Origin of the sequence: Bradyrhizobium sp. 23, assembly GCF_023073295.1 — a bacterium.
Lineage (GTDB): Bacteria > Pseudomonadota > Alphaproteobacteria > Rhizobiales > Xanthobacteraceae > Bradyrhizobium > Bradyrhizobium canariense_D.
Window position 1 is genome coordinate 31,190 of the sequence record NZ_JADPJF010000001.1, and the last position, 14,156, is coordinate 45,345.

Annotated in this window: 14 protein-coding genes; 6 read left to right on the forward strand and 8 right to left on the reverse strand. The window is 63.4% G+C overall.

Translation table 11 applies throughout. The features are described 5' to 3' along the window. The coding region (locus IVB32_RS00190; protein WP_247409488.1) for an SPOR domain-containing protein at positions 1–599 on the forward strand (599 nt) is incomplete at its 5' end. 224 nt (positions 600–823) lie between these two features. On the opposite strand, the gene IVB32_RS00195 is transcribed toward IVB32_RS00190, so the two are convergent. From IVB32_RS00195 to IVB32_RS00210, 4 genes are all read right to left on the reverse strand, one after another. Next, complete coding sequence (locus IVB32_RS00195) at positions 824–1,549, reverse strand: DnaJ domain-containing protein (RefSeq protein ID WP_018455184.1); 726 nt, start codon at positions 1,547–1,549, stop codon at positions 824–826. A gap of 53 nt (positions 1,550–1,602) precedes the next feature. Next, the gene (locus IVB32_RS00200) at positions 1,603–2,352 is read right to left on the reverse strand and encodes a VWA domain-containing protein (RefSeq protein ID WP_247371901.1); all 750 of its coding nucleotides are present in this window, start codon (positions 2,350–2,352) and stop codon (positions 1,603–1,605) included. A gap of 121 nt (positions 2,353–2,473) precedes the next feature. Further along, positions 2,474–3,334 (reverse strand): alpha/beta fold hydrolase, encoded by an 861-nt coding sequence (locus IVB32_RS00205; protein WP_007603233.1) that lies wholly within the window; start codon positions 3,332–3,334, stop codon positions 2,474–2,476. A gap of 342 nt (positions 3,335–3,676) precedes the next feature. Continuing rightward, positions 3,677–4,600 (reverse strand): division plane positioning ATPase MipZ, encoded by a 924-nt coding sequence (locus tag IVB32_RS00210; RefSeq protein WP_018455186.1) that lies wholly within the window; start codon positions 4,598–4,600, stop codon positions 3,677–3,679. A gap of 281 nt (positions 4,601–4,881) precedes the next feature. Between IVB32_RS00210 and panC the strand changes: the two genes are divergently transcribed. Then, positions 4,882–5,733, forward strand: coding sequence for a pantoate--beta-alanine ligase (panC, locus tag IVB32_RS00215; protein ID WP_247362536.1), 852 nt, complete (start codon positions 4,882–4,884; stop codon positions 5,731–5,733). Here panC and IVB32_RS00220 read toward each other — a convergent pair. From IVB32_RS00220 to IVB32_RS00235, 4 genes are all read right to left on the reverse strand, one after another. Further along, positions 5,730–6,170 (reverse strand): DUF1489 domain-containing protein, encoded by a 441-nt coding sequence (locus tag IVB32_RS00220; RefSeq protein WP_007603229.1) that lies wholly within the window; start codon positions 6,168–6,170, stop codon positions 5,730–5,732. The two genes, panC and IVB32_RS00220, sit on opposite strands and share 4 nt — an antisense overlap. Positions 6,171–6,212: 42 nt before the next feature. Next, positions 6,213–7,178 (reverse strand): hypothetical protein, encoded by a 966-nt coding sequence (locus tag IVB32_RS00225; protein ID WP_026232899.1) that lies wholly within the window; start codon positions 7,176–7,178, stop codon positions 6,213–6,215. 159 nt (positions 7,179–7,337) lie between these two features. Then, positions 7,338–7,541 (reverse strand): hypothetical protein, encoded by a 204-nt coding sequence (locus IVB32_RS00230; protein ID WP_007611353.1) that lies wholly within the window; start codon positions 7,539–7,541, stop codon positions 7,338–7,340. Positions 7,542–7,865: 324 nt separating this feature from the next. Further along, entirely contained in the window at positions 7,866–8,528 is a 663-nt protein-coding gene (locus IVB32_RS00235) for a glutathione S-transferase family protein (RefSeq protein WP_085360925.1), read from the reverse strand. A gap of 124 nt (positions 8,529–8,652) precedes the next feature. Between IVB32_RS00235 and IVB32_RS00240 the strand changes: the two genes are divergently transcribed. The 4 genes from IVB32_RS00240 to IVB32_RS00255 all read left to right on the forward strand — a co-directional run bounded on the left by IVB32_RS00240 (position 8,653) and on the right by IVB32_RS00255 (position 13,436). Next, positions 8,653–9,366, forward strand: a complete 714-nt coding sequence (locus tag IVB32_RS00240) for a DUF599 domain-containing protein (protein ID WP_018455192.1) — start codon at positions 8,653–8,655, stop codon at positions 9,364–9,366. 1,111 nt (positions 9,367–10,477) lie between these two features. Next, complete coding sequence (locus IVB32_RS00245; protein ID WP_247409489.1) at positions 10,478–11,677, forward strand: glycosyltransferase; 1,200 nt, start codon at positions 10,478–10,480, stop codon at positions 11,675–11,677. Between the two features lie 60 nt (positions 11,678–11,737). Beyond that, positions 11,738–12,790 (forward strand): HlyD family efflux transporter periplasmic adaptor subunit, encoded by a 1,053-nt coding sequence (locus tag IVB32_RS00250; RefSeq protein ID WP_247371894.1) that lies wholly within the window; start codon positions 11,738–11,740, stop codon positions 12,788–12,790. Positions 12,791–13,271: 481 nt separating this feature from the next. Beyond that, on the forward strand, positions 13,272–13,436 hold the full coding sequence (locus IVB32_RS00255; protein WP_247336178.1) for a hypothetical protein: 165 nt from the start codon (positions 13,272–13,274) through the stop codon (positions 13,434–13,436). Positions 13,437–14,156: the final 720 nt, after the last annotated feature.

The window sequence follows — 14,156 nt, forward strand, 5'->3', positions numbered from 1 at the left end:
TCAAGGCCGGCGCGGTGAAGGTCGCCTCCGCCGCCCCGGCTCAGATCGCACCGCAGGTCACGAGCACGATCGCATCCCGCTCCGAAGTCGCCGAAACCTCCGGTGCCGTCGTCGCCCGCGCAGACCTCATCAACAAGCCCGAGGCCAGCCAACCGGAAGCTCCGAGGGCCGAGATCACCCGTGCCGAGCTGCCGCGGCAGCCGGCGGGCTTCGGCACCGGCAACGGCACCCTCGGCGTCTTGCCGGCCGCCACCGCCGCCGCACCCGTCCCGGCTGCTGCGAAGCTCGCATCAGCCGACCCGGCGCTGCAGCCGATCCAGATGAGCGCCACCACGAAGCCGGTTGCTACCCACAGCGGCTGGATCGTTCAGGTCGGCGCGCTCGAGAGCGAGAACGAAGCCCAGCAGCGCATCGACGCGGCGCGCAGCTCGGCTCGCGGCCTGCTCAGCAAGGCCGACCCGTTCACCGAGCCGGTCGTCGCGAAAGATAATCGCAAGCTCTACCGCGCCCGCTTCGCCGGGCTCGACCGCGACCAGGCCGAAGCCGTCTGCCGCACCCTGAAGCGCGCCGATATCTCCTGCATGACCGTCCGCAACTGAACTTTCGCACCGCTCCTATGAAAATGCCCGCGCCTTGCGCGGGCATTTTCATTTTCGGGATGCGGTGACCGACGAGGCTGTTCCACGACAACCTCTCGTCAAGGATTTACGGTTAAAACTTTACGCAAGGGATCGACCACGCCGACAATGGCGGGCATCGGGGCGACGGCAAACAGAGCAAGCAGAGCTCACACGGGACGAGCGTTTGTAGCGTGGTGCCGGAGTTAGCCGTTATGCGTGCGAAGCAGAGTATCCTTGGCCTCGTTTACACGGGCAGCGAGATACGTCGAGCCCCCCTGGTCGGGATGCAGTTTCTTCATCAGGGACTTGTGAGCCCGGCTGATGTCGTCACGCCCCGCCCCCGGCTGCAGGCCAAGGATCTGATAGGCCTCCTCCGTCGTCATTTTACCGCTCGCCACCGTGCGGCGCTGCCCCCCTGCCGCGTCGCCCTGCGCGTTCTGACGCCAAGCGGGAAACCGGCGGTCCAGATAGCTTTCAAGTAGGGCCACGCTCTCGGCGTCGAACGCCGGGACCATTGCCAGCAGGGCCGCGAGATCAAACTCATCGAGATCGCGCCCGGCGTGAGGCCCGGCGACGATCTGGCCTCCGAGCTGGCCGGAATCGTGATCGAGCCGCATATCCAGGAATTGCGAGCGCACGCGCGAGGCCTGACCGGCCGGGCGCGTCGCGCCCCCGCCGAACAGCCCGCCGATATTGCCGAAGCCGGCGTTTGCCATCGGTGTCCAGCCCAAGAGCCCGGCGCCGAATATCCCGAGCGGGATCGCCACCACCAGTTCGCCCTTCAAGCCCGTGAACGCTGCGACAGCCAGCGCCACCACGCCGCCACCGAACCTGATCGCGCGTGCCAGCACGGCCGGATTGGCCGAACGGAACATCTGGAGCAGCAAATAAAGGGTGATAATTGCGATAGCGCCGGCGATCAGGGTCATGGCCCGAATATAGTCGGCCTACCGCCAAAAAGCATCGTGTCCTTGCGCCAGCGCTACTTCATCTGGCCGATCAGCCTGGCCGCGCCACTGGCGGTCTTCGCCAATTGCAACAGCGCCTCGCGTCCGCCGGCCGCGTAGGCGGCGGCTGCGCGCAACAGCTCGCGCAACTGCGCCGCCGCGCCCGGATCGAACCGGCACCAAGCGCCGCCGGTCAGGCGCGCGATCTCGCGAAAGGCCTTCTCGGCCACCGCGTCACGGCCTTCCTGAAAGACGAACACAGGCACTTTGAGCATGCCGAGCTCGCCTGCCTTGGCGCAGAGCTGGTCGACGTTCTCCTCCATGGCGTCGCCGACGAAGACGACGGCGCGCACGCCGGATGCGACGGCCTCGCGCCGCGCCTCGCTCAGCACCTTGCCGATCTGGGTGTCGCCGCCACGGCAATCGATCTTGCTCATCAGCGCCGCCAGCCTGGCGCTGTCGGAGATCCATCCCGTGGCGCGGCACTCGTCGAAGCCGCGATAGTAGACGAGCCGGATGTCGAGACTGCCGAGCGCGGCGGTCTCACGGAACATGTCGGCCTGAAGCGCGCAAGCCATGTCCCAGGTCGGCTGCCGGCTCATCGTCGCATCCAGCGCGAAGATCAGCCGCCCTTTTGCACCGGGCGCATGCGGTGACAGCGCGCGCGCGTTGGCGACGAAGGCGGCGATGTCCTCCGAGGTCGAGGTCCCCGCCTGCGGCACAGCGTCGCCTGGTTGCGCCGAGACGGCATCGCGGCCGCGCGGTTTGATGGGTTCGCCGGACATTTCCTTGACCCTTGCGTGAGCGGCTAATGTGGTCAGCACATGCAGCCCGGTCAATGCGCAAAGCCCCCGCAGGCGGCAGCCGGCGGAGGCTTTGAAATCGGTATCGACGACGAGGAAGGCGTCAGCTCTTGGCGGGCGCCATCAAAGCGACCGGCCCGGGCTCGAGAATCTTGGGCGGGGACGATTGCGTGTCGACCGGCGCCACTTCACTGTCGGTCGCGCTCAGGAACTTGTCGAGCATGCCCTGGATCGAGTTCTTGGCAGCATCCGGACCGGTGTCGCGCATGTCGTTGTGCTGGAATTCGGTCTTCACGACCTGGATGCCTGCCTTCTCGCATTCTTCGTCGGTCGGGATCACACCCGCATCGGCCTTGAACTGCGGATCGGTGGAGCGGAACGACAGGATCTTGAACTTCCCGGCGGTGACGAAGGGCACGCGAAGATTGTCGAGTGTGACGACCTTCTTGACCTCATCCGGATACTGCTTGGCGAAATACATCGTGATGTCGCCGCCCATGGAGTGGCCGACCATCGTCACCTTTTCGTAGTCGGCGTTGGGCTGAACCTTCTTCATCTCCTGCATGGCGAGATGGATGTTGGCGACGCCGCGCAGGATCTGCGGCAGCCGGCCGACATAGATCTCGCCGGGCTTGGTCACCATCGGTGGATCGGTCGGCAAATCATGCTGCGGGCTGACGACGAGGTAGCCGCGCGCGGCGAAAATGTTGGCGAGGAAGCCGTACTCGGTGTTCTTGACGGTGTTGCCGTGGTTGATCACGGCGACCGGCATCGTGATCATGCCGGCATTGGCCTGCATTTCCTTGTCACGACGGATCGCGATATCGACGGGCACCGCACGGTTGTCGCGCGAGGCATCGTAGAAGGTGATGGTCTCGTGCCTGATTGCCCACTTGCTCGCCGTGAAATAGGCGACGCCACAGAGGGCACTGACCGAAACCAGAACGGCAATTCCACGCTTCATTTTCGTCCTCAGCCTCAGGCTCTTGCGGCCTGAATCCCTGTTGAAAATCGTGTTCTTCCGGAGCTCTTCGGCCCCTGGTCGCCTATTCCCTAATATATGTCACAGCCGCGTGACAGGAAGGCCAAATATTGTGAACCGGCAGCCCTTTCATTGTGCGGCGCACACGTTTCTTGGGCATCTCGCTCTCACACGGCTACGTCAGGGTGCACGTCATCCGACGCAACCTGTCTCGATCGGGTTCCGTTTTGCAGTAAACACGGGGTGAAAACGGTTGAGCGCGGGCTCGGTTCCCCGGGGGAGACCGGCCTCTTGATCGACTGGAAGTAGCTATGTACCGCCGCCTCAAGCGCCGAGGATGTCGTGGACCTCGAGCGGCTTGTCGACCTGGTTGAACCACTCGGCGCGATTGGCCGCGCGGCGACGTCCGCGCTCGTCGAGCGGAAGCTTGAGCTGGCGGAGCAGGCTCGTCACCTCCTCCCGTGCGGTGAGATGGCCGAGATTTGGCCGCATGCCGAGCGTGGCCTCGTCGATCTCGTCCAGCGCGGTCAGACCGCGCGGGAAGAACTCGCGATAGACGACCCGTTCGGCGAAGCCGTCGACGTAGCGGAAGCCGAGCCGCAGCGACAAATCCTTCAACCCATCGGCAACGAGCTGCTTGTTGCGGGAGCCGAGCATCGACAGGCGGTTGCGCACCACGATCCAGTCGGTGGTCGCACCGTCGAGCTGGCGGCGCTTGCGCCTGACATCCCGCACCATCTCGGCGTAGTGGCTCTCGCCTGTCACCGCGTAATTGGCGGGATCGACAGTGCCGAGCACATCGAAATCGAGGAAGCTGTCATTGATCGGGGTCACCAGCGTGTCGGCCATCGAGTGCGCAAGCCGCATCAGGTAGCTGTCGGTGCCGGGCGTATCGATGACGATGAAGTCGAAGCTGCTCTCGACCGCCGAGACCGCCTCCATGAACTGAAGGAACTCCGAATTCTCGTTCTCGGCAACCTGCATCGTTTCGCCAAGCTTGATGCAGCGATGCAACGGCAGTTCGAGGTCGAGCTTGGTTCGGCGCGCCCAGGCGGAACGGTTGTTGATGTAGTGAGTAAAGCTCTGCTGACGGCAGTCGAGGTCGATGGTGGCGACGCGCTGGCCGGCTTTGAGAAGCGCGACTGCGATGTGCAGGGCGGTGGTCGACTTGCCGGAGCCGCCTTTCTCGTTGCCGAGCACGACCACATGCGCCGAGCCGGACTGGCCTTGGCTAGCTTGCACAAGCATCGCGATCCTCAACACCCCTAACGAATATCTTCGAGTTGGCCGCGTCTGCGGTCAAGTGAAATGCGTGACAGGCAAGACAAATCGCGGCGCGCTGACCTTCATCATGAATCGCGGCGCCGCTTCGCGTCTGTGATCCAGCCCACAATGCCGCGACGCTTGCGCGGCTTTGCGCGGGATGCTGTGCCGCATCCGGATGCATGGCGTCCATGGTCGCCGCTTGTTAAGGTTAGCCTGCCGGGCGCCGGAACGCGCCCGTCGATTCCCAATCCCGTCGAGTTCTGATGTCACGCAGCCCCTTGATCGCCCGCACGGTCCCCACCTTGCGACGCGCCGTCGACAATCTTCGCAAGCGAAAGGCGACGATCGCGCTGGTCCCGACCATGGGAGCGCTCCATGACGGCCATATGTCGCTGGTGCGCCTGGCCAAGCGGCGCGCGAGCCGCGTCGTGGTGTCGATCTTCGTCAACCCGACCCAGTTCGCTCCGACCGAGGATTTTGGCGCCTATCCGCGAACCTGGAAGACCGATCTCGCCAAGCTCGCCGCCGAGGACGTCGATATCGTCTGGCATCCCGGCGCCGAGGCCATGTACCCGGAGGGCTTTGCCACCCGCATCGTGCCGGAGGGACCGGCGCTGGCTGGCCTCGAGGACCGCTTCCGCCCGCATTTCTTCGGCGGCGTCGCCACCGTCGTCGGCAAGCTGTTCACCCAGTGCCGGCCGGATGTCGCGATCTTCGGCGAGAAGGATTTTCAGCAGTTGCGGGTGGTGGCGCAGATGGCCCGCGACCTCGAGCTCGGCGTCAAGGTGATCGGCTCCCGCACCGTGCGCGAGCGCGACGGGCTCGCGATGTCCTCGCGCAACGTCTATTTGTCGCCACAGGAGCGGCAGACCGCAACCACGCTATACCGCGCCATGAAGGTGAGCGCCGGGCGCATTCGCGCCGGCGAAGCGGTCGCGCCCGCAATGGCGCGCGGTGCCGCGATGATCACGGCGGCCGGCTTTGAGCTCGACTATTTCGAAGTGCGCCATGCAGCGACCCTGGCACAGGTCAGCTCGCGCAACGACGGACCGTTGCGCATCCTGGTCGCGGCCAAGCTCGGCACCACCCGGCTGATCGACAATATCGCGGTTTAGAGCAGCCCGAGATCGCGCAGTTCGCGCCGCATCGGCTCCGGCATCGCCGCGATCGAGCCGGCGGCGGACTTGCCGAGATCGGGCGGCACCGAATCGTCGGCGAGATAGCGCCAGCCCTGGAACGGGCGCATCGGCCGCGGCGACACCGGAATCACCTTCGGCTGCATCACGATCCGGCAGCGCCCGATGCCGTCCTTGTCGCGGAACGGCTCGATGCCGATGATCTTTTCGCGCGCGGCGACCTCGCCCTTGATCACCCAATAGAGCGACCCACCCGACAGGATCTCGGCGTCGCGCTTGGGCACCATGCGGGTGATGTGGATGTGATGTTGCGGCAGACCCTTCTTCTTGGCGGTCTGCATCCGTTCGGCGGTCCACTCCTTCAATTCCTTGACGGATTCGCAGCCGACGGCGAGCTTGATCAGATGTAGTGGCATGCCCCAGCATTAGCCGGACAGCCACGCATTTGGAATGCCGATCTACTTGTTATCCGCAGCCGGGGCAGCCGCGGCCGGCGGCGTGAGCGGAACCGGTGCTGCCGCCGGCGCCCGCGCAGCCTTCGGCGCAGGCGGCTTCTTCGCGGCGGGAGCTGCGGCCTGCGCCGAGGCCGCTGCGGGGGCGCGCGGAGCCGCCGCGTTTGCGGTGGGCGCCGCCTGACGCGTCGGCGGCTCGGGATTCATGATGCTGACCGGCGGCGTCGACGAGGCACTCGGGAACTCCGCATTGGTCGGCTTGCCCGTCGGCATCGACGGCGGCAGCCCCGCAAGTGCGGCAGTGGCCGGCAACGATTGCGCTGCTGCAGGCGCATTCCAGGTCGGGGCGTAGCGCGCGACCAGCGTGTCGTAGAGATGGGAATCCATGTTGGCGGCGACCCGCTGCTGGTCGGTCAGCGAGCGGAAGGCCGCGCAGTCAAACTGCGTGCAGCCATCGCGCGCGACCAGCACATGCGCGACCAGGCCGTAGCGATCACGCTCCAGCGACTTGCGCAGCACCTTGATGTCGGGCGTCAGGCTCTTCTCGGCGGTCGCGGCATCGCCGAGCGCCGTCAGCCGGTCGATCCTGGCCGCGGTCGTGGAGACGGCCGCAGCCGCCGCGTCAGGCGCGCCGAACAGCGCCTTCTCGCAGCCCATGGCCACGGCATCGCCCGCGAGATCGTCGAGACAGGACAGCGCCGGCAGGCTCGCGGTCATCGCCGCCTGTGCGCGCGCCTCGGTCGGCGTGGTCTGCCCCGCCGGTCCATCGACGCGCACAACAGCAGCCAGCGCGATGGCAATGGCGAGCAGCGCAATGACGGTCAGCGCGCCGTTGGCGACCGATCGTTCGGCGCGCAGCAGCGTGACCAGGAGAATCAGTCCGAAGAAGCCGGCAGCCGCCAGCATCATCCACATTGGAAGGGCCGGCGAGCTCCAGATTTGGTCAAACGACGAGGCCCATGCCCAGTTCATGCGCGACGTCCCCTCACGCGAGCAGAGAGCGAATGGTCAAAGCGAGTACCGAGAGTCGGCAACTGCCCCCGGCCCACCTTTTGAAGGTGAAGCGGGCCTTTTGACGGCGGCAGAATACAAATTCCCGGGGACGCGCCAATGCGCGGATAGCGTCGGCCTTCAGGACAGCGCGAGCTGGCTTTCCTTGGCGACGCGTTCGAAGGCTTCGGTCGAGCTCTTGATCCGGTACTGACAGTCGTCACCATCGGTCGGCAGGAGGCGGATGACCTCATACGAGCCGCTGGCAGCGGGGCGTGCGACATTGCTGGCGGTGAACAATACGCGCGCGCCAATAGGGAATTTGTGCTTCAACACCCTCTCCATCACTCAAACAACGCCTGCCACGCCCGTGGTCCCACTGCGTCGGCCGGCCGGAAACCCGGCCGCTGTATAGCATGCGACGAGCGTTTTTGGCCAGCAGTATGCGACATGGCAAACGTGCGAATTTTGCAGTTATTTCAGAGTGATGCCGTCAGCCGACGATACCGCCGGAACCGGTTCTTCCGGGGGTATGGGGCAAACGGTCGTCGGGGCTGGCGTGATCCACCACCTTGGGAGGTTCCTGGGCCGTGAGGTCCCTCTGCCGACGACTCTGGCGATTGAGCGCCGCCGGCTTGCTCGGCGTCGAGCGAGGCCGATCACCGCGGATTACACGTTCTCGAACTTTTCGATGACCAGCGTTTCGGCGAGCGCGTCCCGGGTCCATTCCTGGAACGCCGGCAGCGCCAGCATCGTGTCCATGTAGGCCTTGGTCTCCGGCGTGACTTGGATCGCGTAGGTGCGGAAGCGGTGCACGACCGGGGCATACATCGCATCCGCTGCGCCGAAGCGCCCGAACAGGAACGGTCCATTGGCGCCATACCGGGCCCGGCATTCGCGCCAGATCTCCTGCACGCGCGCGATATTGGCCTCGGCGTCCGCCGACAGCGTCACGGGGCGCACCGGGCGGTGCAGGTTCATGCCGCATTCGTTGCGAAGGGCCATGAAGCCGGAATGCATCTCGGCGCACACCGAACGGGCATGGGCGCGCGCGGCGGCCTCGTCCGGCCACAACTTCACTTCCGGATAGCGCTCGGCGATGTATTCGATGATGCTGAGCGAATCCCACACCGTGATGTCGCCATCGACCAGCACCGGCACCTTGCCGGCGCGGCTGAACGAGATGATCTGCTCCTTGTCCGCGGGATTGTCGGTGTAGAGCGGGATGAGGGTCTCCACGAACGGAATGTCGTTGGCGCGGAGCGCGAGCCAGGGCCGCATCGACCATGACGAGTAATTCTTGTTGCCGATTGCGAGTTTCAGCGCAGCCATGTCATCAGTCCTTCTCGATACGCCTTGAAGCGAGCCGCTTTTAACGCCATCGCCTGCCGCCAATCAATCGTTGCTGCACCTCGCCATGCGTGGCAAGCGTTGCGATCCTCTCCGGGAGACTGACATGAGCAGGCATTGGGTCGACATCACAGCCGTCGGCTTCTTCATCATCGAATGGCTGGTCTACGCCCTGACGCTGGAGCAATCGGCCTATGGCCGCGACAGCCTGTCGGCGCGCATGAACCGCTACCGCGAGGTGTGGGTGCGCCGGCTACTCGACCGGGACGCGCGCATGGTCGACATGCAGATCATGGCCTCGTTGCAGAACGGCACCGCCTTCTTCGCCTCCACCAGCCTGATCGCGCTCGGCGGCGCGCTGGCGCTGCTGCACGCGACCAACGACGCGATCACGATCTTGAGCAAGCTGCCGATCGATCTCAGTACCTCGCCGGCGATGTGGGAGCTGAAATGCGTCGGCCTCGTCCTGATCTGCGTCTATGCCTTCTTCAAATTCGCCTGGTCGTACCGCCTGTTCAACTATGTCGCGATCCTGTTCGGCGGCATGCCGGCAGCCGCGCAGCGTGACACGCCGGAGGCCGAAGCTCATGTGATCCGCACCTCGCGCCTGTTCGAATCCGCCGGCCGCCATTTCAACCGCGGCCAGCGCGCCTTCTTCTTCGCACTCGGCTATCTCGGCTGGTTCGTCAGCCCCTGGGTGTTGTTCGTGACCACGGCAACCGTGGTGATCGTGACTTGGCGGCGGCAGTTCGCCTCGAGCGCGTGGGAAGCGATGGCGCCGGAGGTGGTGAATGGCGAGGAGACGCGGCGCGGTCCCTGACGCGCTCGTGTTGCGGCTCTGCAGTGCACCGCTGAGTAGCGGTGCGTCCACAAGAGCGAATGTGGCGCACCCTCTCTCCACATCGTCATTGCGAGCGCAGCGAAGCAATCCAGAATCCCCCCGCGGCGGCAGACTGGATTGCTTCGCTGCGCTCGCAATGACGGAGCATGAGGCGGCAGCGCCACTTTTCCAGCTCGCATCTTGAATTGCGACTATAGCTTCGCACCTTCGCGGCGCATTTTGCCCGAGTCTGGCCACTTCACCCTCTTGTCCCAAGAGGCACAGGGAAGTCTGCGGTCATAGTCCTAAGCCGGCGTCTCGATCTGCTATGTGCAGCGATTGCCGCATGGAACTCCCTAAAGTCGCTTTGATCTATCTCAATTCTCTTACAGACGCGGGCATCAACTTGAGAGAGTCGCGTCATCGCTCCGCCGCGCCGGCCGGGCGGTTGGGCGCTTCCAGGGAGCTCGATATGATCAAGTCGCTCGGAATTGCCACATTCGCCTTCTGCTTCGCAGTATCGGCTCAGGCGATGACACCTGCCCCGATTGCACAGCCCGAAAGCCTCGTTACGGAAGTTGCTGCTGCCTGCGGCGTCGGTAGGACACGTATCAACGGCGTGTGCGTAGCACGGACGACGGTCCGTCATACCCGTCGGGCGGTCCGCAGATGTGTGAGAGGAACAACGTGCTGATTGCTTGTCCTTCAGGACAATACCGCAAAGTGGTCTCGCCATGATTAAAATAGAAGAGTACCGACCCCAACGGTACATCAACGGCCCCCGGCCTCAGCCCTCCAGACTGAGGCCGTCTTGCGCCTGAAAGGTTGGCCGGACCGGTCACCTTGTCGGATTTATCGACCCGGCAACAGCATGAAACCGCAATGCTGATGCCAGCAGGCCAACAAAATCAAAACTCGAGAGCACGCTTCCATCGTCAATTGGCCAAGCCGATGCTGGAGGTGAATAGCGCAGACACACAAAGCAAATGTTTACGCAATTTACCACTCGACCATCAACGCGATGGTCTTCATTTTCCCATCTGATAATTGCCTTGCGCGCCTTGTTTGGTCGGATGCTCGGAATGGTCCTTTCGCAGCGGAGGTGGCCGGCATGTCCGAAATGGTAGAAGTGCTCGCCGGAACGAGTTTGTTTCTGCTCGCCTTCTCGCTGCTGATATTCGACATACCCCGCTACACCTTATCGCTGGTGTCTCTTGCTCTGTTCAGCTCGAAGCGGCGAAGCGCCAGTGGGACGGTTTGCGAGGCGACGGTAAGCGTGATTATCCCGACCTTCAACGGCGGCTCCGGGCTTGCTCCTTCGATCAGCTCGCTGCGCCGGCAAACCCTGCGACCTGTCGAAATCATCGTCGTCGACGACGGCTCCACCGACCAAACACGCGCGGTCGCGGAGCGGGCGAGAGCGCAGGGGCTAGTTGATATGGTCATCTGCCATGGGACCCGCTGCGGCCGCAGCGCTGCCATCAACGCTGCAGCACGGTTTGCCCGCGGCGATCTTCTTCTGACCGTAGATGCCGACACTGTCTTCGAACCGAACGCGGTTGAGCGCCTCGCGGCTGCGTTCGGCGATCCGCTCGTCGCCGGCGCAAGTTGCAACATCGCGATCAGCAATGAGCGCGATTCGATATGGACAGGACTTCAAAGCGTCGAATACCTGATGTCGATCACTGCGGGGCGATCGATCCTCGACGTGGTGGATGCGATCGCGTGTCTGTCCGGCGCCTGTTCCATGTATCGGCGGGATATCTTCACGCAGCAGGGCGGGCTCGACGTCGGCCCTGGCGAAGATATGGAGTACACCTTACGGCTCCGCAGGCTCGGCTATGTCATTCGGTTCGTGTCCGACGCCTGGGCGGAAACAGCCGGCCCCGCAAGCGGCATCAGTCTGTTGCGCCAGCGCGCGCGCTGGGATCGCGATGCTCTGCGCATCCGTTTCATGATGTATGGCGAGCTGAGTTTTCGCCATCCGCTAGAGCGTTTACCGGACACGATCCAAAGGCTGGACTTCATCGTCTTCGATCTCGTTCCGACGCTCAGCCTGCCGTTCTACTTGGCCTACATTGTGCTGTTGTTCGGCCCGGATGCCGTGTTGTTTCTCTCGGCGATCTACCTGCTGCTGCTCTGGATCTCGGTATTCACTATGGCACTTGTGTTCGCCCTATTCCAACGATCCGTCGGAAACTTTGGCTGGAAGATGGCGCTGATCTTTCCCTTGTACCAGGGCGTCTATCTGAAGTGCGCGGTTTTTTTCCTACTCTTCGGAAATCATCTTTGCCTCGTCGCGGAACGATGATTTCGTGCCACCGCGCGTTCGCCGTGCACTATTCGGAGATCGGACAAAAGAGGTGGCCAAATGACGGTGGCCCTGACGCGACTCGATCCGCATATTCCCGATCCTATCGAGAGCCGTCGGCGCGCGGCCGGACGGACCGTCCGCGCCGCCTATGCGACAATCGTATTCGGCATACTCGCATTCTTTGTCGTCTATTTCGGGAGGCCAATTCTCTATCTCGGCGGCCCGGGCAGCGTGTCCTCGCCAAGATATTTGGTTTCACTGCCCTACATCGTGCAGATCAACAGCATCACCGTGGTGAGAGGTGGATCGGTCAAGGCAGGCGAAGAAATCGGAAGGGTGCGGTCTCCGCAGCACGATGAAATCGTCGCTACTTATATGCGCTCGCTCGCGGACATCGCCGGCCGCAAAGCGGAACTGCGTGTCAAAGCCCGGGTTGCGCGCGAATCTCTCGACGCGGCGCGCTCACATCTGCGGCTTGCTGAGGAAGCTGTCCAACTTATCGCAACCTCATCGGCCGCGAGCCTGAATTACCGCATTGACATGTCGCGGGAGCGCGCCCTGGCGAACAAAGCCGTGGTCTCGCAGGAGGCGGAAGCCGCCGAGGCCAGCACTCAATTGGCCGCTCTCGACGAATTCAGCCGGCAACTTTCTGATCGCCTCGAAAAGGTTGAAAGCAGCTTTGCCGACGGAAGAATCTTTTCACCCATAGCTGGCATCGTCGCGAACAATCCAGCGCGTGCCGGCCAGTCACTGGTGGCGGGCACTCCGATCGCAGAAATTCTCGACCCCACCGATGTCTTCGTCGACTGGTACGTTCCCAACGAACGCCTGTCCGACCCGAAAGTCGGCAACGAAGTCTTTGTCCTGTTCGGCAACCGGCGAATTCTGGGCGAGATCGTGGAAATTCTGCCGGTGTCAGACGTGTACCCCGGAGCGGGCTCATCGGCGGCGCGCGAGCGTACCGCCTCGCAAATCGCGCGAATTCAGTTCAGCCCAGGCGCGCATCCCCCGGCGCTGAACTCGGCCGTCGACGTTCACATGCACTACACACAACTCAGCGCGCGCATCGCTTCCATGCTGGTGAAACTATTCGGGCTCGACGAGCTGTGAGAGGGAGCGAGGTGCAGCATGCAGATCGAAGCGAACCAAACGGGTTGCCCGGCTTGCGGCTCCTCCGCGCTGATGTTGTTTCCAGTATTCCACCACATGATCTGCGCCTATGTTGGTCCGGAGTATGACTTCACGCCAAACATCGCGGGATATACGTGCCCGAAGTGCTGCCGCGACATTGTGTCGGCCGACCCAGCTTGCGAGATCGTGGGCACTAGCGCGCGGTGCACAAGGTGTTGGGTCGAGATGGTGGTGTCCCCAGCGTGTGCTCCGGCTGGCTTGTAAGGATTAGCGGCGATCTCGGCTTATCCGTCGCTCAAGTGCGACTGCGGCGAGCAGAGTTGGACAGAGAATAAGCATAGGGTAGCTTCAGCAGCCAGGTAGAGCTGCCTTGGTCGGTAGCACGATGCCCGACTGTAACTACGATAGTTTCAACGGTCTCGCCTGTCTCCACAGGGCGAGTGAAGTTTGAGACAAATGGTTGCAACTCAACAGCGCATCGGTCAACAATGCCGCGCGAGTTGACGAAGGCGGAATTTTCACCACTTTTCCCAAGCGCGCCCGCGCTCCCACACACGGCGTTCTGGACCCAACGCGGTTGGCCGACATTGTGGCGATGGTCGCCGAGCAGGCACAAACTGCATAGACACCCGGTCGTAGCGGAGGCATCATAGCACCCGGTTGGCGTGTATCGGAGGACACCATGATCAGCTTGATCCGCGTTTTCGATATCGCCGTACTCACGTTGGGCATGTTCAACGTCTTGCTGGTGGCATTGATTATCTTTGCATTTTGATGCTCCCGCCGACGCGGCAATCGCCGTGCACGCGCGGCGGCTGCGCTTCAATTTCGCCGCCCGACTCAGGCTGAGGTTGTATTCGCTGCCGGCGTCTCGTCTGTGGCGGTTTGACAGGCGGCGCCGTGACGAAGCTTTGCAGCGCCGCTCGTCGGCACGAAGCTTTGGGCTCACAGAGAGCAATCCGCCCTGCCCTTGGCCTCTCGCACCCGAACGCTGCCGCGTCCACCGCAAGCCGGCTCGCGAACATGACGACCACAAGATCGCCCCTCAAGGATGAGCCGGGATGGCCAACACATACGCCGTGTCCGAATTTCGGCAAAGTGGAATATATTTGCGAAGATGGATTGACAGCAGAGCGACAAAGCAAGGCCGTAGCCCAAGCGAGAGTTTAGCCGCCGAAATCCCGCGGGCTGAACGGCAGGTCCATCACCTTCCATTCCCCGTATTTGTCGGCCGGCAACATCTTGTAGGGCTGGCAGGCCTGAAGCGCGCTCATGGCGGACTTCACGAGCGCGACGCCCTTTGCGGACGGCGGGGCTTCGATCAGGATCGGCTCGCGCGCCAGCG